Consider the following 24,329-nt stretch of genomic DNA (forward strand, 5'->3'; position numbering starts at 1 on the left):
AATATTGACGAGTTGGAGCGCACGTGAGCCCCACCTGGTTTTTTCTAGGCCTTCCCGTTGGCCCCCCTAGAATGGGCGCATCATGACCGCACCGGGGCCGGGTCGCCCAGATTCCCCGATCGCGGGGCTCGTCGAATTGGCGCTCACCGCGCCCACCTTTGGCCAGCTCATCGAGTGCACGGCCGAGCGGCCTGCCGAATTGAGCCTGGTCGGACCGGCCCGCGCGCGCTTGTTCGTGGCCAGCGCGCTGGCGCGGCAGGGTCCATTACTGGTGGTCACCGCGACCGGACGCGAAGCCGACGACCTGACCACCGAGCTGAAAGGCGTCTTCGGCGACGCGGTCGCGATGTTCCCGTCCTGGGAGACCCTGCCGCACGAGCGGCTCTCACCCGGAGTCGACACGGTCGGTACCCGCCTGATGATGCTGCGCCGGCTGGCGCATCCCGACGACGCGCGATTGGGCCCGCCCCTGCAGGTGGTGGTGACGTCGGTGCGCTCGCTGCTGCAGCCGATGTCGCCGCAGCTGGGGCTGGTGGAGCCGGTCACGTTGAGCGTCGGCCAGGAAGTCGACTTCGAGAGCATCATCGCCCGGCTCGTCGAGCTGGCGTACACCCGAGTGGACATGGTCGGCCGGCGCGGGGAGTTCGCCGTGCGCGGCGGGATCCTCGACATCTTCGCCCCCGTCGCCGAGCACCCGGTGCGTGTCGAGTTCTGGGGCGACGAGATCACCGAAATGCGGATGTTCTCGGTCGCCGATCAGCGCTCCATCCCGGAGGTCGGCATCGACACGCTGGTCGCCGTCGCCTGCCGTGAACTGCTGCTGACCGACGACGTGCGGGCGCGGGCGGCCCAGCTGGCCGCTGCCCATCCGGCGGGCGAGGGGGCCATCACCGGCACCGTCACCGACATGCTGGCCAAGCTGGCCGAGGGCATCCCGGTCGACGGCATGGAGGCGCTCCTTCCGGTCCTCCGTCCCGGCGATTACGTGCTGCTCACCGATCAGCTGGCCGAAGGCACGCCGCTGTTGGTGTGCGACCCAGAGAAGGTCCGCACCCGGGCCGCCGACCTGATCAAGACCGGGCGGGAATTTCTCGAGGCGTCCTGGTCGGTCGCCGCCATGGGCGGTGACCCGGCACCGGTCGACGTCGAGCAGCTGGGCGGGTCGGGATTCGTCGAACTGGACGACGTGCGCGCCGCGGCACGCCGGTCCGGTCACCCGTGGTGGACCTTGAGCCAGCTGTCCGACGAGTCGGCCATGGAGCTCGACATCCGGGCGGCGCCGTCGGCGCGGGGGCATCAGCGCGACATCGACGACATCTTCGCGATGCTGCGCGCGCACGTCAGCACCGGCGGGTACGCCGCGGTGGTCGCGCCCGGGACCGGAACCGCGCATCGCGTCGTGGAGCGGCTGGCCGAGTCCGACACCGCCGCGGTCATGCTGGAACCCGGGGCGGCGCCTTGGGCCGGGTTGAAACATGGGATTGTCGGGGTGCTCAAGGGCCCGCTGCACGACGGTGTCGTGATTGAGGGCGCCGACCTCGTGGTGATCACCGAGACCGATCTGACCGGCAATCGGGGGACGTCCGCCGACGGCAAGCGGCTGGCGGCCAAGCGGCGCAACACCGTCGACCCGCTGGCGCTGGCGGCGGGCGATCTCGTGGTGCACGACCAGCACGGCATCGGGCGGTTCGTGGAGATGGTCGAACGTACCGTCGGCGGAGCACGGCGCGAATACCTGGTGCTGGAGTACGCATCGAGTAGACGGGGCGGCGGTTCCGACAAGCTGTTTGTCCCGATGGATTCGCTGGATCAGCTGTCGCGGTATGTGGGCGGGCAGGCGCCGGCGCTGAGCCGCCTCGGCGGCAGCGACTGGGCCAACACGAAGACCAAGGCGCGTCGCGCGGTGCGCGAGATCGCCGGCGAGCTGGTGTCGTTGTACGCCAAACGGCAGGCCAGCGCCGGACACGCGTTCGGGCCGGACACCCCCTGGCAGGCCGAGATGGAAGACGCGTTCGGTTTCACCGAGACGGTCGACCAGCTGACCGCGATCACCGAGGTCAAGGCCGACATGGAAAAGCCGGTGCCGATGGACCGGGTGATCTGCGGCGACGTCGGCTACGGCAAGACGGAGATCTCGGTGCGGGCGGCCTTCAAAGCGGTGCAGGACGGCAAGCAGGTTGGCGTGCTGGTTCCCACCACGCTGTTGGCCGACCAGCATCTGGAAACGTTCCGGGAACGCATGGCCGGCTTCCCGGTGGTCGTCAAGGGCCTGTCCCGGTTCACCGATGGCGCCGAGTCGCGCGCCGTGATCGACGGCATGGCCGACGGGTCGGTGGACATCGTGATCGGCACGCACCGGCTGCTGCAGACCGGGGTGCGCTGGAAGGATCTGGGCCTGGTTGTGGTCGACGAGGAGCAGAGGTTCGGCGTCGAGCACAAGGAGCACATCAAGTCGTTGCGCACCCACGTCGACGTGCTGACCATGAGCGCCACCCCGATCCCACGGACCCTGGAGATGAGCCTTGCCGGGATCCGCGAGATGTCGACGATCCTGACGCCGCCCGAGGACCGGTTGCCGGTGCTGACCTATGTCGGTCCGCACGATGACAAGCAGGTCGCCGCGGCGTTGCGCCGTGAGCTGCTTCGCGAGGGGCAGGTCTTCTATGTGCACAACCGGGTCAGCTCCATCGACTCCGTCGCCGCCCGGCTGCGCGAGCTGGTGCCCGAAGCGAAGGTTGCCGTCGCGCACGGGCAGATGCCCGAGGACCTGCTGGAGCGCACCGTGCAGGGGTTCTGGAACCGAGAACACGACATCCTGGTGTGCACCACGATCGTCGAGACCGGCCTGGACATCTCCAACGCCAACACGCTGATCGTCGAGCGCGCCGACACCTTCGGGCTGTCCCAGCTGCACCAGCTGCGCGGCCGGGTCGGTCGCAGCCGCGAACGCGGCTATGCCTACTTCCTCTATCCGCCCCACGCGCCGCTGACCGAGACGGCCTACGACCGGTTGGCGACCATCGCGCAGAACAACGAGCTCGGCGCCGGTATGGCGGTCGCGCTGAAGGACCTCGAGATCCGCGGTGCGGGCAACGTGCTCGGCGTGGAGCAGTCCGGGCACGTTGCCGGAGTGGGGTTCGACCTGTACGTGCGGCTGGTGGGCGAGGCCGTCGAGGCCTACCGGCTGGCGGCCGACGGTCAAACCGTGACCAGCCCCGAGGAACCCAAGGATGTGCGGATTGACCTGCCGGTGGACGCGCACCTGCCACCGGACTACATCGCCAGCGATCGGCTTCGCCTGGAGGGCTACCGGCGGCTGGCGGCCGCCTGTGACGACGCGGCCGTGGCTGCTGTTGTCGACGAGCTCAACGATCGTTACGGCGCGCTGCCCGAACCGGCCCAGCGGCTGGTGGCGGTCGCTCGGCTGCGGTTGCTGTGCCGCGACGCCGGTATCACCGAAGTGAGCGCCCCATCCGAGGCCACCATCCGGCTCTCGCCGATCACGCTGCTGGACTCCGCCCAGGTGCGGCTCAAGCGGATCTATCCGGGCGCGCAGTACCGTGCCACGACGTCGACGGTGCAGGTGCCCATCCCGCGGTCCGGTGGCTCCTCAGGTGGGGTAGGTGCGCCGCGCATCCGGGATGTCGAGTTAGTCCAGATGGTGGCCAACCTGGTGACGGCACTTCAGGGAAAACCGCAGCAGGAAATTGGTATTGCTCAGGAGCGAGAAGTGCGATGATCCGCGCCGGCGACGATGCAGAGCGAAGCGATGAGGAGGAGTGGTGCTTATGATCGTCGTCTTGTTCGACCCCCGCCGCCCGTCGCTGGCCCCCATCGAAGCCATCGAGTACCTCAGCGGCGAGGTGGAATACACCGAGGAGATGCCGGTCGCGGTGCCCTGGTCGCTGCCTGCGGCGCGTCCGGTTCACACCGGAGAGGACGCGCCGGTATTGCTCTCGTCGGACCCGAATCACCCCGCCGTCACCGCGCGATTGGCCGCCGGCGCGCGGCTTATTTCGGCGCCGGAATCGCCGCGTGGGGAACGCCTGGTCGACGCCGTCGCGATGATGGACAAACTGCGCACCGCCGGACCGTGGGAGAGTGAGCAAACCCACGACTCGTTGCGCAGGTACTTGCTGGAGGAGACCTACGAGTTGCTGGACGCTGTGCGCAGCGGCAATGCCGACCAGCTGCGCGAAGAACTCGGTGACTTGTTGCTACAGGTGCTCTTCCACGCCCGCATCGCCGAGGATGCGGCGCAGCTTCCCTTCACCATCGACGACGTCGCCGCCACGCTGATGCGAAAGCTCGGTAACAGGGTGCCGGAAGTGCTTGCGGGCAAGACGATTTCGCTTGAAGATCAGCTGGCTCAGTGGGAGGCGCGCAAGGCCGCCGAAAAGCCGCGGTACTCGGTGATGGACGACGTTCATACCGGTCAACCGGCTTTAGCGCTGGCGCAGAGGGTGATTGAACGTGTCGGCAAAGCCGGGCTGCCTGCCGACCTGATCCCCGCCGAGATCACCTCGATCTCCGTGTCGGCCCATGTCGACGCCGAAAATTCGCTGCGCACAAAAGTTTTGGAGTTAGCTGACACGGTACGCGATGTCGAGAAGGCGATTGCCGCCGCGCGCCGGGGGGGCAGTGTTCCAGACGAGTTCGATGTGACGCCGCTGGGTGAGATCACCGAAGAGGAGTGGCGCGCCCACTGGCCATCCGGTGCACCGGTCCTCGATGTGGTGCCGGACGAAGCGCCCACGGCGTCGGCGGGCTCCAAGAAGCGCAAGGGCCGACGCTAAGGCCGGCGACTACTACAGTGTTTGCGGGGGTAGTCGCAAACCCCGTGGGACGATGAACGGGGCTGAACTGGGTGTAGGGGAGTGTCGTGTCGCCGAGACGTTGGTTGCGGACCGTCGCCGTGATAGGGGCGACCGCGATGCTCTTGGCGTCCAGTTGTACCTGGCAGCTCAGCCTTTTTATCCCCGAAGGCGTGCCGCCGCCGGCGGGAGATCCGGTGCCGCCGGTGGACACGCATGTCAGTGGCCGGCCCGCGGATCAGCTTCGTGACTGGGCGGAAAAGCGCTCGCAGGTCTTGGAAATTCCGGTTATTGCGCTGGAGGCCTACGCTTACGCCGCCCGGGTCGCCGAGGTCGAGAACCCGAAGTGCCATATCGCGTGGACAACGCTGGCGGGCATCGGACAGGTGGAGAGTCATCACGGCACCTACCGGGGCGCGGCGCTGGCACCCAACGGCGACGTCAGTCCCCCCATTCGCGGTGTCCGCCTTGACGGCACCGGCAACAACCTGCGCATCGTGGGCGACTCGGACGCAATGGGGGACACAACGGACGCCGACGGCGGGGTGGCGCGCGCGATGGGACCGATGCAGTTCATCCCGGAAACGTGGCGGTTGTACGGGGTCGACGCCAACAACGACGGCATCGTCAGCCCGGACAACATCGACGACGCCGCGCTCTCGGCGGCGGGCTATCTGTGCTGGCGCGGAAAGGATCTCGCTACACCGCGAGGGTGGATAACCGCACTGCGGGCCTACAACAACTCCGGCGTCTACGCGCGCGCCGTGCGGGACTGGGCAACCGCCTACGCGAAGGGTCGGCCCTTGTAGCAGGATCTGTAGCAGGATGAATCCGTGACCCAGGCTTTACCCTAAAGGGCGGCCCAGGGGTACGGAACAGCTACAGCAAGTTAGGCAAGGAGAACCCAGTGCCGATTATCGAGCAGGTCGGAGCCCGTGAGATCCTCGATTCCCGCGGCAACCCGACGGTCGAGGTCGAGGTGGCGTTGATTGACGGAACGTTTGCCCGCGCGGCCGTGCCATCCGGTGCTTCGACCGGGGAGCACGAGGCCGTCGAGCTACGTGACGGCGGCGATCGTTACGGCGGGAAAGGCGTGAAAAACGCAGTACAGGCCGTGCTCGACGAGATCGCCCCGGCGGTCATCGGGCTCAATGCCGACGATCAGCGGTTAGTCGATCAGGCGCTGGTGGACCTCGACGGCACGCCCGACAAGTCCCGGCTGGGCGGCAACGCGATCCTGGGTGTCTCATTGGCAGTCGCGAAGGCGGCCGCCGATTCCGCAGAGCTGCCGCTGTTCCGCTACATCGGTGGGCCGAATGCGCATATTCTGCCCGTCCCGATGATGAACATCCTCAACGGCGGTGCGCACGCCGACACCGCCGTCGATATTCAGGAGTTCATGGTGGCGCCGATCGGCGCCCCCAGCTTCAGTGAGGCGCTGCGCTGGGGTGCCGAGGTGTACCACGCGCTCAAGTCCGTGCTGAAAAAGCAGGGCCTCAGCACCGGCCTGGGTGATGAGGGCGGATTCGCTCCGGATGTGGCCGGCACGAAGGCAGCGCTGGATCTGATCAGCTCGGCCATCGAGTCGGCGGGTTTCAAGCCCGGCGTCGACGTGGCGTTGGCCATCGACGCGGCCGCCAACGAGTTCCACAATGACGCCGACGGATACACCTTCGAGGGCCAGTCCCGGACCGCTGAGCAGATGACAGAGTTCTATGCCGGCCTGCTCGGCTCGTATCCGCTGGTGTCCCTCGAAGACCCGCTGTTCGAAGGCGATTGGGATGGTTGGGCGGCCCTGACGGCGTCGATCGGCGACCGGGTGCAAATCGTCGGCGACGATATCTTCGTCACCAATCCCGAGCGGCTCGAGGACGGCATCGAACGGGGTGTGGCAAATGCGTTGCTGGTCAAGGTGAATCAGATCGGCACGCTGACCGAGACACTCGACGCGGTGGCGCTGGCGCACCACAGCGGATACCGCACCATGATCAGCCACCGCAGCGGCGAGACGGAAGATACCACGATCGCCGACCTGGCGGTGGCCGTCGGCAGCGGCCAGATCAAGACCGGTGCGCCGGCCCGCAGCGAGCGTGTCGCCAAATACAATCAGCTGCTGCGGATCGAGGAGGCGCTCGGCGACGCCGCCCGCTATGCCGGTGATCTGGCCTTCCCGCGATATGCGCTGGACTCGAAATAGGTTGAAATAGGTTGGCCGGCAAGCCCGATCCGAAACGCCGCTCCCCGGCATCACGCCCGGGGAAGGCGGGCGGCTCGGTTCGGGGACGTAAGCCGACGAAGCCGTCGCAGATCGCAACCCACGCCGCCCGCAGCCCCACGCGGACGCTGGCGGAGCATGTCGTCGAGCCCATCAAGCGCTCGATCGCCGAGTCCGTCGAGCAGCGGTCCGATCAGCGGCTGGGTTTCACCGCGCGGCGCGCGGCGGTCCTGGCCGCGGTGGTCTGCGTGCTGACGCTGACCATCGCCGGGCCGGTGCGCACCTACTTCGCGCAGCGCACCGAGATGGAGCAGTTGGCTGCGACCGAGGCAGCGCTGCGCCATCAGATCGCCGACCTCGAGCAGCAGAAGGGCAAGCTCGACGACCCGGCCTATATCGCGGCGCAGGCGCGTGAGCGCCTCGGCTTCGTGAAGCCCGGCGATATCCCGTTTCAGGTCCAGCTCCCGCCGGGGGCGGCGACGGCCGCGCAGCCGGGCGGCGATGCGGCGAAACCGGCGAACAACGACCCCTGGTACACGTCGTTGTGGCATACCATCGCCGACGCCCCGCACCTGCCGCCGGCCGCCACTCCGTCACCCGCGCCCGCACCGCCCGGTGGTTGATGATGCCGACCTCGAAGCGATCGCGCGCCAGCTCGGCCGCGAGCCTCGCGGTGTGCTCGAAATCGCCTACCGTTGTCCTAACGGTGAGCCCGGCGTGGTGAAGACGGCGCCGAAACTTCCTGACGACACGCCTTTTCCGACGCTGTACTACCTGACTCATCCGGTGCTCACGGCGGCCGCGAGCAGGCTGGAGACGACTGGTCTGATGCGCGAGATGACCGAGCGGCTAAGGCACGACGCCGAATTGGCCGCAGCATATCGGCGGGCGCACGAGTCGTATCTGGCCGAGCGTGACGCGATCGAGCCACTGGGGACCCGGGTCTCCGCCGGAGGCATGCCCGAGCGGGTCAAGTGCCTGCACGTGCTGATCGCGCATTCGCTGGCCAAGGGTCCAGGCGTGAACCCGCTGGGCGATGAGGCCATTGCGCTGCTCGCCGGCGAGCCTTCGATGGCCTTGGTCTTGCAGGCCGGGCAATGGTGACTCGGGTCGCCGCTATCGACTGCGGCACCAACTCGATTCGGTTGCTGATCGCCTACTTAGAGGGCGGGCAGCTGCGCGATGTGCATCGCGAGACGCGGATTGTGCGGCTGGGTCAGGGAGTCGACGCGACGGGTGAGTTTGCCCCGGACGCGCTTGCCCGGACCCGGGCAGCGCTGGCCGACTACGCTGCGCTGATGAGTGCCCACGGTGTCGAGCGGGTGCGCATGGTCGCCACGTCGGCCGCCCGCGATGTGGCCAATCGTGATGTCTTCTTTGCGATGACGGCCGAGGTGCTGGGCGCGGTGGTCCCCGGCGCCGTTGCGGAGGTGATTTCCGGCGCGCGGGAGGCAGAACTGTCGTTCCGCGGTGCTGTCGGCGAATTAGACAGTGCCGGTGCGCCTTTCGTCGTGGTCGACCTCGGTGGCGGCTCGACCGAGATCGTGCTCGGCAGTGACAGCGTAGCGGCGAGCTACTCGGCCGACATCGGCTGTGTCCGGCTGACCGAACGCTGTCTGCACTCGGATCCGCCGACACCCGAGGAGGTGGAGGCGGCTCGCCGGGTGGTACGCGAGCGGCTCGAGGTCGCACTGCGCGCGGTGCCGGTTGAAGGAGCTCGGACCTGGGTGGGGCTCGCCGGGACGATGACGACGCTGTCCGCGCTGGCCCACAACATGACGGCGTACGATGCTGCGGCCATTCACCTTTCGCGGGTCGCCGAGACTGATCTGTTGGCCGTCTGTGGCCGTTTGATCGCGATGACGCGATCGGAGCGTGCCGCGCTGGCGCCGATGCATGAGGGTCGGGCCGACGTGATCGGCGGCGGGGCGATCGTGGTCCAGGAGTTGGCTCGCGAGTTGCGCAACCGGGCCGGCATCGATGAGTTGACCGTCAGCGAACACGACATCCTGGACGGTATCGCCCTATCGATCGCTTGTTGAGTCACATCCGCCACACGCGTATCCGCGCCGAGGGATACCCTTTTTGCCCGCCTCACAGCGACAACGTCGATGTCGTACCCGCATGCGATTGTTCGACGATGAACCTGCAAGGAATCGAGATACGGTACGTGCTCGCAATGCACCTATCCGTCCATGGACCAGCAACCATCACCGAACTGATCGAAGCGCTCGGCTGGCATGGCTTCCGCGGTCCGCGGTAGAGCCCATATGTCTGGGAAAGCGGTATCGGATGCGCTGCGTTGGGAGATCGGGCGTGGCCGAGTGCGCCGGCTTGGCAGGGGTCTTTATGGACCCGGGTCCATGCCGCGTGGCACCGAATATCGGATTCATCAGCGCGTGCTGACTTTGCGTGAAACAGCCGATTGTCGCTCGGAGGCGGGCAAAAAGGGTGTCGCCTCCCGGAGAGGCTGATGTGGCAGATGTGACTCAAGCCTCGAAGCGGTAGCCCATGCCCGATTCGGTCAACAGATGTTTGGGATGCGACGGGTCGTCCTCGAGTTTGCGCCGCAACTGCGCCAAATAGACACGCAGGTAATGGGTTTCGGTGGCGTACGCCGGCCCCCACACTTCTTTGAGGAGTTCTTCGCGGCCCACCAACTTGCCGCGGTTGCGGACCAGCACTTCGAGCATGCCCCATTCGGTCGGGGTGAGGTGCACTTCGGCGCCATCCTTGGTGACCTTTTTGGCGGACAGATCGACGGTGAACGCGTCGGTTTCGACAACCGGCTGGTCCGTATCGGACGCCGCGGCATTGCGACGGATCGCGGCGCGCAGCCGGGCCAGGAACTCGTCCATACCAAACGGTTTCGTGACGTAGTCGTCGGCGCCGGCGTCCAGGGCTTCGACCTTGTCCGACGAGTCGGTGCGCGCCGACAACACGATCACGGGTGCGGTCAGCCAGCCACGCAGACCACCCAGCACCTCGATACCCGATATGTCGGGCAGGCCGAGGTCGAGGATTACCACGTCGGGTTTGTGTTCGGCCGCGGCGCGCAACGCCCCCGCACCCGTCGAAGCGGTGACGACCTCGTAGCCCCGGACGGACAGATTGATTCGCAGCGCGCGCACGATTTGCGGTTCGTCGTCGATCACCAGCACGCGGGTCATCGTTCACCGTATCCTTGCGGGGCAGCCAGATCCACCACCACGGTGAGTCCGCCCCCCGGTGTGTCGCCGGCCGCAATGGTGCCGCCCATGGCCTCGACGAAGCCGCGTGCCACCGACATTCCCAGACCCACACCGGTGGTGTTGTCGTGATCACCGAGCCGCTGGAAGGATTCGAAGAGCTGATCCTCGGTGCCGTGCGGGATTCCGGGGCCTTCGTCGATGACATTGATCAGGACGCGATCGCCCACCTGGCCCGCGTTGACCCGGACCAGGCTGTTGGGCGCGTATCGCAGCGCGTTGTCCATCAGGTTGGCCAGGACTCGTTCGAGTAGCCCGGCGTCGGCCATCACCACGGCGTCACCGACGTCGACCTTGACCCGGTCGATGGCCGATCGGTAGAAGCCGGTGGCGCCCTTGCCGATACTGACCAACGCGCGCTGCACCGTTTCCTCCAGATACACCCGGCGTAGCTCCGGGCGAACCACGTCGGCGGCCAGACGCGACGAATCGAGCAGGTTTCCGACCAGTGCGGTGAGCTGGTCGATGGACTCCTCGATGGTGGCCAGCAATTCGGCGGTGTCCTCGGGGGAGAAGGCGACGTCTTCGGCGCGCAGGCTGGACACCGCGACCTTGGCGGCCGCCAGCGGCGTCCGCAGATCGTGGCTGACCGCTGAGAGCAGGGAGCGCCTCAGCTCGTCGGCCTTCACGACCGCCTCGGTCCGGCTGGCTTCTTCGGCCAGTTCGCGCTGCCTGATCAGACCCGCGGCCTGCTTGGCCACCGCGGTGAGCACCCGTCGATCACGCGCGGAGAGCTTCCTGCCGGCCAGCAACATCCAGAACTCGTCATCGCCCACCTCGATCGCCGTGTCGGCGGAATCGACCGTCACGCAAGGGTCTTTGCCCACGCAGGCCACGATGTAGCCTCTGTGCTTCACGCTGGCGCGGTCGTCGTCCTCGGGCTCGCGCAACATGCTGACCGCGCGCTGCGAGTAGGTTTCTCGCACGCGCTCGAGCAGCGTCTCGAGATCAGCGCCGCGCAGCACCGAGCCGGCGAACAGCGTTAACAACTCCGCCTCCTGGGAGGCGCGCCGGGCTTCCCGGGTGCGTTTGGTGGCACCGTCGACGAGGACCGCGACCGCGACGGCGATGAGCAGCAAAACCAGTTCGGTGATAGCACTGTTGGGTTCGGCGATGGTGAAGCCGTGTCGCGGAGCGATCAGATAATAGTTCAGCAGCAACCCGGACAGCACCGCCGAAAGTGCTGCCGGGGCAACGCCTCCCAAGAGGCCGACCAGCAGCACCCCGACGAAGAACAGTGCGCTCTCGCCGCCGGTGTCCAGATACGGGTGCAGCACGGTCACCGTGACGGCGCAGATGACCGACGGGATGATGACGGCCGCCAGCCAGGACGCGACGCGTCGCTCCCGGGGCGCGAGCGACGTTAATCGGAAGCCGCGTTTGGCTTCGTCGTGGGTGACCATGTGCACGTCGATCTTGCCGGACTGCTGAATAATAGCCGGACCGATACCCTCGTTGAAGATGCGCGCCCACCGGGACCGGCGGGAGGTGCCGATCACCAGTTGGGTGGCGTTCATCTCGCGGGCGAAATCGAGTAGGGCCGTCGGAGTATCGTCACCGACCACGGTATGCACCGAAGCGTCCAGGCTGCTCGCCAGCTCGCGAACCTTGGTCATCCGGGTCTCGGACAGGCCGGCCAGTCCGTCACCGCGGATGACGTGTACCACCATCAGCTCGGCGCTGGACTTCGACGCGATCCGGGATGCCCGCCGGACCAACGTCTCCGACTCCGGACCGCCGGTGACCGCCACCACGACGCGCTCGCGCGCCTCCCACATATCGGTGATTTTGTTCTCGGCGCGATACTTGGCCAGTGCGGTATCCACCTGGTCGGCCAGCCACAGCAGCGCCAATTCCCTTAGTGCGGTGAGATTTCCGCGGCGAAAGTAGTTGGACAGCGCCGCATCGATCTTTTCTGCGGTGTAGACGTTGCCGTGGGACAGCCTGCGGCGCAGCGCCTCCGGCGTGATGTCGACCAGCTCGATCTGTGCGGCCGCCCGCACGATGGAGTCCGGGATCGTCTCCTTCTGTTCGATGCCGGTGATCTGGGCGACGACGTCGTTGAGGCTTTCCAGGTGCTGGATGTTGACGGTGGAGATCACCGTGATGCCGGCGTCGAGCAGCTCCTCGACGTCCTGCCACCGCTTTTGGTTTTTGCTGCCCGGTGTGTTGGTATGGGCGAGTTCGTCGACGAGGACCACCTGCGGGTGGCGCGCCAGGACGGCCGGCACGTCGAGTTCGGCGAAGCTGCCGCCCCGATAGTCGATGTAGCGGGGCGGGATGACCTCGATGCCCTCAATGAGCTCAGCGGTTTTCCGGCGGCTGTGGGTCTCGACCACCGCGGCCACCAAGTCGGTGCCGCGTTCCACGCGCCGATGTGCCTCGCCGAGCATCGCGTACGTTTTGCCGACACCGGGAGCCGCACCGAGGTAGATGCGCAGCTCCCCGCGTTTTGGGGGGTGGTCGAGGGTGCTCACGTCAACCATCATCCCTCTCATGTGTGCTAGTTCGTGACCGGATAGCTGTCGTCGCGCCTCACGGTTGGAAGCGATAACCCATGCCCGCCTGGGTGAGCAGGTGAGTGGGGTGGGAAGGGTCGTCTTCAAGCTTGCGCCGTAGTTGGCCCAGGTAGACGCGCAGGTAGTTTTTGGCGGCCTCGTGTAAAGGGCCGCGAATCTCGTTGAGCAGCGACTCGCGGTCCACTAGCCTTCCGCGGTTACGTACCAGCACCTCGAGGATGCCCCACTCGGTGGGCGTGAGGTGTACCTCGCATCCGTTTTTGATCACCTTCTTTTCCCAGAGGTCAACGGTGAAGGCGGCGGTTTCGACGACCGGTTCGGCGATTTCGGCCGGTGCGGCGGCGCGCCGGACCGCTGCGCGCAGCCGGGCCAGGAGTTCTTCCATATCAACGGGTTTGGTTAGGTAGTCGTCGGCACCGGCGTCGAGCGCTTCCACCTTGTCAAGGGCTTTGGTGCGGCCCGACATCACCAGCACCGGTGTGGTCATCCAGCTACGCAGGGCCGCAAGCACTTCTAGCCCGGACATATCGGGTAGGCCGATATCGAGGACCACCACGGTGGGGTGCTGCGCGGCGGCGGCGCGCAACCCGGCAGCTCCGGTGCAGGCGGTGACGACCTGATAGCCTCGCGCGGCGAGGTTGATCCGCAGCGTCCGCAGCAGGAGCGGCTCGTCATCGATGACCAAGACCCGTGTCATTGCCGGGTCATTGCCGGGGAATGAGGGATATGTGCGCAGCTGCCGCCTCGGCTAACGGTTGACCGGATAGCTGCGGTCCAACGCGAGGTTGAGCTGCAGCACGTTCACCCGGGCCTCGCCCATGAACCCGAGGTCCCGTCCGTCTTGATTGGCGCGGACCAGGGCGCGCACCTGGTCGGCGCTGACGCCGCGCGCCTTGGCGACCCGCGTGATTTGAAGCTCGGCATAGGCCACGGAGATGTGCGGGTCGAGGCCGCTGCCGCTGGCGGTGACCGCGTCGGCAGGCACGGCGGGGTTGGCGGGTGCGGCGCCGCGGATAGGCACGATCTGCCCGATCGAGTAGTCCTCGCCGTACTTGGCGCACTCGACCCGCACACCCTGGTAGATGGTCAGGAACGGCGTCTGCGTCGTCGGGCACGGCTCGTTGACGCTGACCACCCGGGTGGGGTGGACGACGTTTCCGCGGGCGTCGCGGGGGCCGATCACCGACAGCACCGCGCCCACGCCGCCGCCTGTGCAGAACGGACGTGACCCGTCCACACCCTCCAGTTGGCCCACGGCGGCGCTGCGCGTGCACACCTGTGTCAGCAGGCTCGGCTTGAAGCCGGCGTCCGACGCGGACTTGCCGGCCGCCAGTTGTGACGGATCGGCGGGTGTGTCGATGATGCTTTCCGGCCCGAGGTTGCTCGCGCTGGTCGACAGCGGGTCGTAGCCGTTGCCGGCCGCCGAGGGGCGGCTCTGGAAGTACTGTGGCAGCGGGTTGCCGTCCTTGTCGGTGAACAGCTGCCCGATCAGCCTGCTGCCGACCGGTTTTCCGTTGGCGGTCAGGATCGACCCTTCGGCCTTGTCGTGCAGTCCCGGAATCTGCGCGACCAGCCAGATCAACAGCGGGTAGGCGAGACCGACGATTACGGTCAGCACCAGCAGCGCGCGGAAGGCTGCCCAGTGCATGCGGGCGAAATTGGAGAACTTCATGTCAGGACATCCCGGGGACGAATTGGACGATCAGGTCGATCAGCTTTATCCCGATGAACGGGGCCACGATGCCGCCGAGCCCGTACACATAGAGGTTGCGGCTCAACAGTTTTGATGCACTGCTCGGCGTGTAACGCACGCCGCGCAGCGACAACGGGATCAGCATCACGATGATGATCGCGTTGAAGATCACCGCCGACAGGATCGCCGACTGCGGGCTGTGCAGCCGCATGATGTTGATCATGTCCAGCCCGGGGAACAGTGCGACGAACATTGCCGGAATGATCGCGAAGTACTTCGCGATGTCGTTGGCGATCGAGAAGGTGGTCAGCGCTCCGCGGGTGATCAGCAGCTGCTTGCCGATCTCGACGATCTCGATGAGCTTGGTGGGGTCGGAGTCCAGGTCGACCATGTTGCCGGCCTCTTTGGCGGCCGACGTGCCGGTGTTCATCGCCACGCCCACATCGGCCTGAGCCAGCGCCGGCGCGTCATTGGTGCCGTCGCCGGTCATCGCGACCAGCTTGCCGCCCTCTTGCTCACGCTTGATCAACGCGAGCTTGTCCTCGGGCGTCGCCTCTGCGAGGAAGTCGTCGACACCGGCCTCGTCGGCAATCGCCTTGGCGGTCAAGGGGTTGTCGCCGGTAATCATCACCGTCCGGATGCCCATCTTCCGCATCTCGTCGAACCGCTCACGCATGCCCTGCTTGACGACGTCCTTGAGGTGGATGACTCCCAGCACCGCCGCCTCGCCGTCGCGGCTCTCCCCGACGACAAGGGGGGTGCCGCCGGCGGCCGAGATGCCATCGACGATCACGCCGAGCTGGGGTGGGACGTTGCCGCCGCGGCCGCGTACCCACTCCGCGACCGAGCTGGCCGCGCCCTTGCGCAACAGGTGCCCGTCGAGGTCGACACCCGACATACGGGTGGCGGCCGAGAAGGCCACCCATTGGGCGTGTGCGAGTTCGCCCGGCGTGCGCGCGCGCAGCCCGAAGTGTTGTTTGGCGAACACAACGATCGAGCGTCCTTCCGGCGTTTCGTCGGCGAGGCTGGACAACTGCGCGGCGTCGGCCAGTTGCTCATTGGTGACTCCGTCGAGCGGGATGAATGCCGCGGCCTGCCGGTTGCCCAGGGTGATGGTGCCCGTCTTGTCGAGCAGCAGCGTGTTCACGTCGCCGGCGGCCTCCACCGCACGACCCGACATCGCGAGCACGTTGCGCTGCACGAGCCGGTCCATGCCGGCGATGCCGATGGCCGACAGGAGCGCGCCGATCGTTGTGGGAATCAGGCACACCAGCAGCGAGACCATCACGATCCCGGTGACGCCGCTTGTATTGAGCGCCTGACTATCTGGGACGCCGGGGTTATTCATCTTGGAGTAGATCGCCAGCGGCTGCAGGGTCGCGACGGCGAAGACGAAGATGATCGTCAAGGCGGCCAGCAGGATGTTCAGCGCGATCTCGTTGGGGGTTTTCTGCCGGTTGGCGCCCTCGACGAGCGCGATCATCCGGTCGATGAAGCTTTCTCCGGGCTTCTGGGTGATCTTCACGACGATCTGGTCACTCAGCACGGTGGTGCCGCCGGTGACCGCCGAGCGGACACCGCCGGACTCGCGGATCACCGGTGCCGACTCGCCGGTGATCGCCGATTCGTCCACCGAGGCAATGCCTTCCACCACATCGCCGTCGCCCGGTATTACCTGCCCGGCCTCGACCACCACCACGTCGCCCTGCTGCAGCAGCGGGGCAGCGACTTCTTCCTCAATGGCAGGGGCGCCCGGTTCCCAGTTCTTGAGCCGCCGGGCCACGGTGGAGGTTTTCGCTTTGCGCAGCGTCTCCGCCTGGGCCTTGCCGCGGCCTTCGGCCACCGCCTCCGCGATGTTCGCAAACAGCACGGTCAGCCATAGCCAGACCACGATCAACCACGCGAACCATGATTCGTTGATGATCGCCAACACGGTGCTCCAGACGGCGCCGATTTCGACGATGAACATCACCGGGTTGCGCCACAGCGTGCGCGGGTCGAGTTTGCGCAGCGCGTCGGGCGTCGACTTCAACAGCATCTTCGGATCGAGCAAGCCGCCCTGAACCCGTTTCGTGCTAGCTGGGGTTGCAGGCTGCGTCTGCTCCGCCGGGTCGATGGTGGTCGCGGTCATCAGTGGATTCCTTCAGCGAGAGGCCCAAGCGCCAGCATGGGCAGGAAAGTGAGGGCAACAAGGATCACCGTGACGCCGGCGACCATTCCGACGAACTGTGGCCGATGGGTGGGCAGTGTGCCCACCGATTCCGGCGTGTGACCCTGCTTGGCCAGCGAGCCGGCCAGGGCGAGCACCAGCACCATCGGCAGGAATCGGCCGAAGGCCATGGCGAGCCCGAGGGCGGTGTTGTACCAGTCGGTGTTGACGCTGATTCCGGCGAATGCCGACCCGTTGTTATTGGTCGCGGAGGTGAACGCGTACAAGACCTCCGACAGCCCGTGCGGGCCGCTGTTGAGCATGCCCGCGCGTTCGCCCGGCAGCGCCATCGCGATCGCGGTGCCGATCAGCACGACCACCGGCATGACCAGGAAATAGCTTGCGGCGAGCTTGATTTCGCGGGGGTTGATCTTCTTGCCGAGGTATTCCGGTGTGCGCCCGACCATCAGTCCGGCGACGAAGACGGTAATCACCGCCAGGATCAGCAGGCCGTACAGGCCAGAGCCGGTGCCGCCAGGGGCGACTTCCCCGAGCTGCATGTTGAACAGCGCGATCATCCCGCCGAGGCTGGTGTAGGAGTCGTGGAACGAGTCGACGGCACCGGTGGAGGTGAGCGTCGTCGAGTCGGCGAACACCGCCGAGTTGGCGATGCCGAACCGCTGCTCGACTCCCTCCATTGCCGCGCCGATCGAGGTCGGCACCGTGCCGTGGTGCTGCAACTGGAGCCACAGCATGAACGACACGCTGATCGCATACAGCGTCGCCATGATCGATGCGATCGCATAGCCCTGTTTTGTGCTACCCACCAGGCGCCCGAACGTGCGCGGCAGCGAGAAGCTGATCACCAGCAGCAGGAAGATCTCCAGCCAGTTGGTCCACGTCGTCGGGTTCTCGAACGGGTGCGAGGAGTTCGCGTTGTAGAACCCGCCACCGTTGGTGCCAAACTCCTTGATGACCTCCTGGCTGGCCACCGGGCCGCCGGTGATCGTCTGCTGGGCGCCGCCCAGCGTAGTCACGACCTGATCGTGCAGGTGGAAGTTCTGGATCGCGCCGCCTGCGACCAGCAGGATCGCGCCCACGATCGCAATAGGCAGCAGGATCCGCAGCACCGTGCGCACCAGGTCGACCCAAAAGTTACCCAGATCGCCGGTGCGCGTGCGGGCAAACCCGCGCACCAGCGCGATCGCCACGGCCATGCCGACGGCGGCCGACACGAAGTTCTGCACCGCCAGCCCGGCCATCTGCACGAGATGGCCGTCGGTGGACTCACCGGAGTAGGCCTGCCAGTTGGTGTTGGTAACGAAGCTGACCGCGGTGTTCCACGCCAGACCAGGGGTCATCGCTGTGGCCGGATCATGCAGATGCAACGGTAACTTGTCCTGCACGAGCTGGAACACGAACAGGAAAAGGATGCTGATCGACGAGAACGCCAAGACGCTTCGGGCATAGGCGCCCCAGGTCTGCTCCGAGCGCGCATCAACGCCGATCAGCCGATAGATCACCGACTCGACACGCAAGTCCTTGTCCGATGTGTACACCCGATACATGTAGTCGCCGAACGGCACATGCACCAGCACCAGTGCCGCGACTAGGAAGACGAGGAAGATGATCCCCGCTGTTGTTGTGCTCACTAGAACCTCTCCGGGAACAGCAGGGCGCCCCCGAGGTAGAGCGCAAGGAGTATGGAAAGCACCAAGCCGACGATGTTTTCGTAGTTCATAGCCGCTCGATCAACTTCTGCGTCAGGCCGAGCACGGCGAACACCGCCACCGTCAGCACGATATATACGAACACGCCCATCTTGTCTCCGTTCGGCGCCAGTCACGTGCATACGAAAAAACCTCATCGAGTCAGCCACAGCGCAGCCTCGGAGGCAAGGTCAGCTTGAAATTAGTTGGGGCCGGGTCGGTAGGGCCTTTGGTTGACACTTTCCTAACGGCGTCGCAGTGCACCTTTACGTTTTCTTAACGGGGCGCCGTGACACGCAGTAGCACAGCGCGCACGACAGGGGATGTTATTCGTTGAGGAGTTCGTGCACGGCTCGCAATGCGACGTATCGGCGACCGACGTCGGCGCGATCGGATTCATCGGGAACCGATTCAACGTTCGCGCGCAAGATCATGGCCGCTTGATCCATCAGGACTTGCGCGCGTTGCGGGTCGGTCGTTTGTTCCATGATTGTCGTCAACGCGTCGAGTTGGCGGATCATCACCGCCGGCATCCCCCGGCTGGCTTGGCGAATCTTTTCAAAGGCTCGCTGCACCAGTCCCTCGTAGCTGACCTGATCGGAGATGACGCGGACTACTCCGCGATTGTCGCGATGAACCTGGGTGGGCGTCCATACCGGTGCGATCTTGCACAGGCAGTCGCCGAGCCAGTCGATGCACGTTAGTGCTGTGAAGGTGTCGTTGACGGCCGGGGATAGCGCTCGGATGGCGATTTCGACGAGCTGATCGACGCCGAACGCGACGTCCTGGGTCAGGGTGCGGTGCGGTCCGGTCGCCTGAGCGCGGGCCAGATATTCGGCCACCTGCTCGGCGGCGTCGGGGGGCCACACGCTGGCCAGTTCACGGCCTTCGACGAGGAAGTGCCCGGGGCGATAGGGCAGCCGGATCACCGCGTCCGCCTTGGTGGCAATGCGGATCAGCGTCTGGTGGCGGATGAATTGCAGGTAGCCGCTTTTGGGGGTGCGAATGACGCTGCCGGAGGTTTCGATCTTGGCGAGCAGCTCGTCAAGTGCGGGACCTTGCGCAGGCTTTCGCGTCGCGAACCGCGGCTGGTCGGCGCTCTGCAGCGCAACGGCGTGGGCCAGGTCTTTGGCGATTCCGGCGATCACCTGTGGCAGCTGGATCTGGGTGGCGATGTGGTGAATGAAATAGATCAGCACCGCGAGATCGACTAGCACCAGACCGAAAGCGGTCGTGATCGAGATATGGGGGGGACGAACTCGCCCCGATCGCCGGGTCCGATCGACACCAGCACCACGATGCAATACACAAACGTTGCCACGAACGTTCCCAGCGTCAGCTGGGTGCCACGGTCCCGGATGAAATTGCGCAGCATCCGCGGACCAAACTGCGTCGACGCCAGCGTCAAAGTGACGATCGTGATGGAAAAGACGATGCCGATGACGGTGATCACCGACGCCGCGATCGAGCTCAGGACCTGACGCGCCGCGTCGGCGCTGCCGCTGATCACCCAGGCAGGGGGCCGGAACTGACCGTGGTAAGCACCTTGGTCGAGCCGGAGGGTAAGCGCGAAAAGCCCGAGCGCACCGAGTATCAAGGTGGACGGGACCAACCACAAATTGGTTCGCAGCTCTTCTCGCTGCCACTGTGGCCACGCCACGCCGAGCCGTGGCATCACCTCGGTGCAGCCGCCCGCCGAACGGACAACATCGCGTTCACCACCACGGCGGATATCCAACTGACTAACCGCGATGAGCGCAAGTTGTGCCTGCTGACCGCACCAGGAGATGCGGGCCCCACCCGGGTGGGATCGACGCCGCCCACTGGCGCATGTTCGCCGCCGGGGCGATAAGTTTGCGTAAATGTTGGTGCCTTAAGCGTATGGATGCCGTTTGGGTTGCATCCGGCATCACGAACTCGGCGTACACCTGAGTCCATGCCAAGCACCCAACGTCGCACTGTTCAACGGGGTGTAACCGAACTGACCCCGGAGGGATCGCCGGCACCGGGTCTGTGGTCTCGGCTGCTCGACGGCGCCCATCCGTGGGGATCGTTTGATGCCACAGTCGGCCGCTACGGTGTTCGGCGCTGTCGGTTGATCATCTACCCGGCTGGAAACACCACTGCCGAGCGGCGGCTGGCGCGTCTATGGCGGGGGTGGCCGGTGGGTGGCGCCGTGCTCGGACTCATCGCGGTCATGCTGCTCGGCAACGTGGTGTCCTCACCCGATGCGGTGTTGGCAGTCGCCCTGGTTGCCTACGTGAGTGTCGGCGCGCTCTTCTTCGTGCTGGGCGGGCCTGCCCGCATGCGCGTGAGGTCCATGTCGGTCGTTCTCATGGCTGAAACCGCCGACGCGCACGAGCTATCCAGGTACACCGAATGGCAAACCCTCGTCCATATGCTGATCCGCGCCGACAACCTATTGACAACAGATGCGATTTCGCCAGTCGAGCACGAGGCCACCTGGCGGGAAGCTTACGACCGTCTCGAAGGGAGCACCCATGTCTAACGCGGTGTCACAGATTCCCCTAGCCGTCGCCGCGGCATCAACCTTGATGACCGTCTGGTACTTGGGCCGGAAGGGACAAGGGCGATCCCGCTCAGAATCTTGGCCTGGTCGCCGACCACCGCATGGCACGGGGTTGAAACGAAGGTAATACAGCAGACTCCACGCCACCGTCTGCCGCACCCGCGGTAAGGCCACGGCCTTTCATCGGCCTTTCATCGGCGAAGACTGGGTGGAATCCAGTTGATCCCAGCGCGATAGCTTTCGGCGCCGATCCGTTCGCGAACCGCTTACCTCAGCAGTGCGTCGGCAGCCGGGCCAATCGCCAGCGCGGGCAGATACTCCAGCCCGACGACGATCAGGGTCGCAAAGGCGATGAGGAAAACGAACGTAGGACTGTGCGTGCGCAAGGTTCCGGCGGTGATGACACCGGCCCGTTGGGCCGCGAATGTCCCGGCGATCGCGAGCACGGCGATGATCGGCAGGAACCGGCCTGCCACCATCGCGAGTGCGAGTGCGATGTTGTACCACGTGGTGTTGCCGGAAAAACCGGCGAAGGCGCTGCCGTTGTTGGCCGCGGCACTGGTGAACGCGTACAGCACCTCGGAGAGCCCGTGGGGGCCGGCGTTGAGCATGGCGGCGCGTTCACCAGGCAGCGCCATGGCCACGGCGGTTCCAATGAGAACCGCCGCGGGGAGGGTCAATATGTAGAGGCTGATGAGCTTCATGTGGCGGGAATGGAGCCGCTGCTTGAGGTATTCCGGTGTTCGTCCGATCATCAGGCCGCCGAGGAAGGCCGCGAGCAGGGTCATCATCACCAGACCGTAGAGCCCGCTGCCCGGACCGCCTGGCGCCACTTCGCCAAGCATCATGTTCAGCATCAGCACCGCTCCGGCGGCGCTGGCGTAGCTGTCATACGAGGAGTTTGCGGCGCCGTCGGCGCTAGCGGTCGCGGCCTGACCGAACATGACGCTGCCGGGGACGCCAAAGCGGGTCTCGGTGCCTTCGGTCGCGGCTCCGACGGCGTGGATCACGGTGCCGTTTGGCACGAGATCCGCCGCGGTGATCGCCGCGGTGCCAATCACGAACAGGATTGCGGCTGCCGCAAATAGCGCCCAACCCTGTTTCTTGTCGCGGACCATCACCCCGAAGGTTCTGATGAATGCGACCGGAATCAACAGCATCGCAACGATTTCTACAACGTTGGTGACCGGTGTCGGGTTCTCGAAAGGATGGGCGCTGTTGACGTTGAAGGCGCCACCGCCGTCACCGGACATCAGCTTGATTGATTCCCACGTGGCCACGGGGCCGCCAACAATGGTCTGACCTTCGCCCGCAAGGGTCGTGATGTGCTGTGCGCCATGCAAATTGTTGACCACCCCGAGCGCGAGCAAGATCAGCGTGACGATGATCGACAGCGGAACAAGAATGCGTACCACCATTCGCACTAGGTCGACCCAGAAGTTGCCGATTTGCTCGCTCTCGTACTGCGCAAGTCCTCGGATCAATGCCGCAGCGACACACATTCCGACCGCGCAGCTGGCGAACGCCTGAACGCCCAGTCCGGCCAGCAACCCGACGTGTCCGAGTGTGGTTTCGCCGGGGTAGTTCTGCCAACTGGTGTTGGTGACGAACGAGATTGCGGTGTTGAACGCGAGCGCAGGCGTCATACCCTTGTGCCCCCATGGCTCTGGCAGTCGCGTCTGCACTAGTAACAGCCCGTAGAGGAACAGCACGCTGATTGCGGAGAACGCCAACACCGATGTGCTGTATTTCATCCACCGCTGCCGGTCGTCGGGTTGAGCCCCGATCAGCCGGTAGAGCACCCTTTCCAGACGCCAATGCCGCGTATCGGCATAGACGCTGGCCATGTAATCGCCCAGCGGCACGTGCAGGATCACGACCAAAGCGGCAACGGCGGCGACCTGCAGCCAGGCCGCCGTTGCCCACAGAGATGGATTGTCGATGGGAATGCTCCTTAGTCCAGACCCAACCTCTCCGAGGAGAACCTACGTCGCATGTGGTCCAGACATGCGGGCCGGTACGCAATCCCTACGTCAGATCCTTCTACAATTGACGCAATATTGATCGACGTTCCGCCCACGTGGTCGTGGCGGGAAGTTTCGGTTCTCACAGGGCGACAGCTAAGCAGTTGTTCGAGACGTTAGTACGGCCATGACGATGCACGTCGCGGCGTCAAAAAAACGTTAAGGAATTCGCCTGTCGCGTCAAGAACTCGTAGCGTGCATTGCCTGCATCGATCGCGGGGTGCTGCAATGCGTCCCATGACCCACACCACCGTTGTTGCTCTGCCAGTGCCATCGGTGCTAGCGCTTTACGGTGTGGGCTGGGCGGACGAACCGCCGTCGCGCAGTCGAATCAGCCTCTGAGCCGGGCTGTTTAGCCGCTCGACGGTTCAGACCCTTCTCGATTCGCGTTATTCCTATCCGATTTCGATTGCATTCGCTGCCACGTCGTATCGATGTCTGCAGTCGTACCTCCAGTTGTGAAAGTTATTATGTCCGAACTCGTTTCCACCTCTCCTACAGTTCTCGTCACCGGCGCCACCGACGGCATCGGTTATGAAACGGCCCGTCGGTTTGTCGATGAGGGCGCGACCGTGTATCTGCACGCCCCGGACCAAGACAGCGGTGAAAAGGCGATGGCCCGCCTGGTGAACGGCGGCGCGGAACCGCTGCGCCTGCACCTGGTCGTCGCCGACTTCACCCGCCTGGATGAGGTCGCCGGACTCGCCGACACGCTCGCCGCGACCTTGCCGGCGCTGGATGTGCTGGTCAACAACGCGGCGATCGCCGCACCCGAGCGACGCACCTACACGCACGATGGCCCGGAGCTGGCATTCCAGGTGAACTACCTCGCGCCGTACTTGCTGACCACGAAACTGGTCCCGCGGCTCGCCAGCGCCGGGGGACGAGTCATCAACGTGTCGTCGGTGATGCACCGCGGCGGAAACATCAACTGGAACAACCTGGCTGGTGACCAGTACTGGCCGCTGGCGGCTTACGCACAGTCCAAGCTCGCCCTGACGATGTACACCAGGTCCCTGGCTGAGGCCGGCGGCGTTTCGTTCACCGCGCTCAGCGTTCATCCCGGTGTGTTCGGAACCCGGCTGCTGCCCATCTACGACCGCGTCGGCCGACCGGCCGAGGAGGCCGCACCTATCCTGAGCACGCTCGCGTCGCCGACATATCCCGTAGTGGACGGTGGCTACTACGACGGCCTGAGGCTCGCCACGGCCGCGGCGCTCGTCGAGAACCCGCGCGCCCGAAACCGGCTGGCGAAACTCAGCGCTCACCTCGTCGAGTCAGCGCTTGCGCTGACCAAGACCCGATAAAGATAGGACGCGACGGGATGTCCAAACGAGCCGACAAGAAGCGGGCTCGCCGGAAGAAAAGCGCCAACCATGGAAAGCGGCCATCCTCCGGAAGTCGCCGAACATAATGGGTGCCGGCCTC

The 24,329-nt window shown here is 65.6% G+C and carries 20 protein-coding genes and 1 pseudogene; 11 read left to right on the plus strand and 10 right to left on the minus strand.

Features of this window, described 5'->3' with window-relative positions; all coding sequences use genetic code 11:
* The first annotated feature begins 82 nt into the window (after nucleotides 1-82).
* The 8 genes and pseudogenes from mfd (at nucleotide 83) to ACLP9N_RS13225 (ending at nucleotide 9,503) form a co-directional block, all read left to right on the plus strand.
* Complete coding sequence (mfd, locus tag ACLP9N_RS13190) at nucleotides 83-3,739, plus strand: transcription-repair coupling factor (protein WP_442407821.1); 3,657 nt, start codon at nucleotides 83-85, stop codon at nucleotides 3,737-3,739.
* Between the two features lie 49 nt (nucleotides 3,740-3,788).
* Nucleotides 3,789-4,796 (plus strand): nucleoside triphosphate pyrophosphohydrolase, encoded by a 1,008-nt coding sequence (locus ACLP9N_RS13195; protein WP_442407822.1) that lies wholly within the window; start codon nucleotides 3,789-3,791, stop codon nucleotides 4,794-4,796.
* Between the two features lie 86 nt (nucleotides 4,797-4,882).
* Nucleotides 4,883-5,623, plus strand: coding sequence for a lytic transglycosylase domain-containing protein (locus ACLP9N_RS13200; RefSeq protein ID WP_442407823.1), 741 nt, complete (start codon nucleotides 4,883-4,885; stop codon nucleotides 5,621-5,623).
* A 98-nt stretch (nucleotides 5,624-5,721) separates the two neighbouring features.
* Nucleotides 5,722-7,011, plus strand: a complete 1,290-nt coding sequence (gene eno / locus ACLP9N_RS13205; RefSeq protein WP_442407824.1) for a phosphopyruvate hydratase — start codon at nucleotides 5,722-5,724, stop codon at nucleotides 7,009-7,011.
* An 11-nt stretch (nucleotides 7,012-7,022) separates the two neighbouring features.
* The gene (locus tag ACLP9N_RS13210) at nucleotides 7,023-7,652 is read left to right on the plus strand and encodes an FtsB family cell division protein (RefSeq protein WP_442407825.1); all 630 of its coding nucleotides are present in this window, start codon (nucleotides 7,023-7,025) and stop codon (nucleotides 7,650-7,652) included.
* Complete coding sequence (locus ACLP9N_RS13215; RefSeq protein ID WP_442407826.1) at nucleotides 7,645-8,133, plus strand: DUF501 domain-containing protein; 489 nt, start codon at nucleotides 7,645-7,647, stop codon at nucleotides 8,131-8,133. Before ACLP9N_RS13210 ends, ACLP9N_RS13215 begins: the two co-directional genes overlap by 8 nt.
* The gene (locus tag ACLP9N_RS13220) at nucleotides 8,127-9,071 is read left to right on the plus strand and encodes a Ppx/GppA phosphatase family protein (RefSeq protein ID WP_442407827.1); all 945 of its coding nucleotides are present in this window, start codon (nucleotides 8,127-8,129) and stop codon (nucleotides 9,069-9,071) included. Before ACLP9N_RS13215 ends, ACLP9N_RS13220 begins: the two co-directional genes overlap by 7 nt.
* A 98-nt stretch (nucleotides 9,072-9,169) precedes the next feature.
* Nucleotides 9,170-9,503, plus strand: a pseudogene (locus ACLP9N_RS13225) (hypothetical protein).
* Nucleotides 9,504-9,518: 15 nt separating this feature from the next.
* Here the strand turns inward: ACLP9N_RS13225 and ACLP9N_RS13230 are convergent.
* The 9 genes from ACLP9N_RS13230 to ACLP9N_RS13270 all read right to left on the minus strand — a co-directional run bounded on the left by ACLP9N_RS13230 (nucleotide 9,519) and on the right by ACLP9N_RS13270 (nucleotide 20,085).
* Complete coding sequence (locus ACLP9N_RS13230) at nucleotides 9,519-10,199, minus strand: response regulator (RefSeq protein WP_442407828.1); 681 nt, start codon at nucleotides 10,197-10,199, stop codon at nucleotides 9,519-9,521.
* Nucleotides 10,196-12,766 (minus strand): ATP-binding protein, encoded by a 2,571-nt coding sequence (locus ACLP9N_RS13235; RefSeq protein WP_442407829.1) that lies wholly within the window; start codon nucleotides 12,764-12,766, stop codon nucleotides 10,196-10,198. The genes ACLP9N_RS13230 and ACLP9N_RS13235 overlap by 4 nt, the downstream gene beginning before the upstream one ends.
* Nucleotides 12,767-12,812: 46 nt before the next feature.
* A complete protein-coding gene (locus ACLP9N_RS13240) occupies nucleotides 12,813-13,493 on the minus strand; it encodes a response regulator (protein WP_442407830.1) in 681 nt (226 codons plus the stop codon).
* Between the two features lie 51 nt (nucleotides 13,494-13,544).
* Entirely contained in the window at nucleotides 13,545-14,468 is a 924-nt protein-coding gene (locus ACLP9N_RS13245) for a potassium-transporting ATPase subunit C (RefSeq protein ID WP_442407831.1), read from the minus strand.
* 1 nt (nucleotide 14,469) lies between these two features.
* Nucleotides 14,470-16,620 (minus strand): potassium-transporting ATPase subunit KdpB, encoded by a 2,151-nt coding sequence (kdpB, locus tag ACLP9N_RS13250; RefSeq protein WP_442407832.1) that lies wholly within the window; start codon nucleotides 16,618-16,620, stop codon nucleotides 14,470-14,472.
* Nucleotides 16,620-18,290, minus strand: a complete 1,671-nt coding sequence (kdpA, locus tag ACLP9N_RS13255; protein ID WP_442407833.1) for a potassium-transporting ATPase subunit KdpA — start codon at nucleotides 18,288-18,290, stop codon at nucleotides 16,620-16,622. The genes kdpB and kdpA (ACLP9N_RS13255) overlap by 1 nt, the downstream gene beginning before the upstream one ends.
* Nucleotides 18,290-18,379, minus strand: a complete 90-nt coding sequence (gene kdpF / locus ACLP9N_RS13260) for a K(+)-transporting ATPase subunit F (protein WP_442407834.1) — start codon at nucleotides 18,377-18,379, stop codon at nucleotides 18,290-18,292. The genes kdpA (ACLP9N_RS13255) and kdpF overlap by 1 nt, the downstream gene beginning before the upstream one ends.
* A gap of 294 nt (nucleotides 18,380-18,673) precedes the next feature.
* Nucleotides 18,674-19,564: a DUF2254 domain-containing protein gene (locus ACLP9N_RS13265; RefSeq protein ID WP_442407835.1), complete on the minus strand. Its 891-nt coding sequence runs from the start codon at nucleotides 19,562-19,564 to the stop codon at nucleotides 18,674-18,676.
* Nucleotides 19,558-20,085, minus strand: coding sequence for a DUF2254 family protein (locus ACLP9N_RS13270; protein ID WP_442407836.1), 528 nt, complete (start codon nucleotides 20,083-20,085; stop codon nucleotides 19,558-19,560). The genes ACLP9N_RS13265 and ACLP9N_RS13270 overlap by 7 nt, the downstream gene beginning before the upstream one ends.
* Before the next feature lie 198 nt (nucleotides 20,086-20,283).
* Between ACLP9N_RS13270 and ACLP9N_RS13275 the strand changes: the two genes are divergently transcribed.
* Entirely contained in the window at nucleotides 20,284-20,856 is a 573-nt protein-coding gene (locus tag ACLP9N_RS13275) for a DUF6611 family protein (protein WP_442407837.1), read from the plus strand.
* 287 nt (nucleotides 20,857-21,143) lie between these two features.
* On the opposite strand, the gene kdpA (ACLP9N_RS13280) is transcribed toward ACLP9N_RS13275, so the two are convergent.
* Nucleotides 21,144-22,805: a potassium-transporting ATPase subunit KdpA gene (gene kdpA / locus ACLP9N_RS13280; protein WP_442407846.1), complete on the minus strand. Its 1,662-nt coding sequence runs from the start codon at nucleotides 22,803-22,805 to the stop codon at nucleotides 21,144-21,146.
* Nucleotides 22,806-23,371: 566 nt separating this feature from the next.
* Here kdpA (ACLP9N_RS13280) and ACLP9N_RS13285 point away from each other — a divergent pair.
* Nucleotides 23,372-24,208 (plus strand): SDR family NAD(P)-dependent oxidoreductase, encoded by an 837-nt coding sequence (locus tag ACLP9N_RS13285; protein ID WP_442407838.1) that lies wholly within the window; start codon nucleotides 23,372-23,374, stop codon nucleotides 24,206-24,208.
* Between the two features lie 17 nt (nucleotides 24,209-24,225).
* Nucleotides 24,226-24,315, plus strand: coding sequence for a 50S ribosomal protein bL37 (locus ACLP9N_RS13290; RefSeq protein WP_442407839.1), 90 nt, complete (start codon nucleotides 24,226-24,228; stop codon nucleotides 24,313-24,315).
* Nucleotides 24,316-24,329: the final 14 nt, after the last annotated feature.

This window comes from Mycobacterium sp., from assembly GCF_052144515.1.
GTDB lineage: Bacteria > Actinomycetota > Actinomycetes > Mycobacteriales > Mycobacteriaceae > Mycobacterium.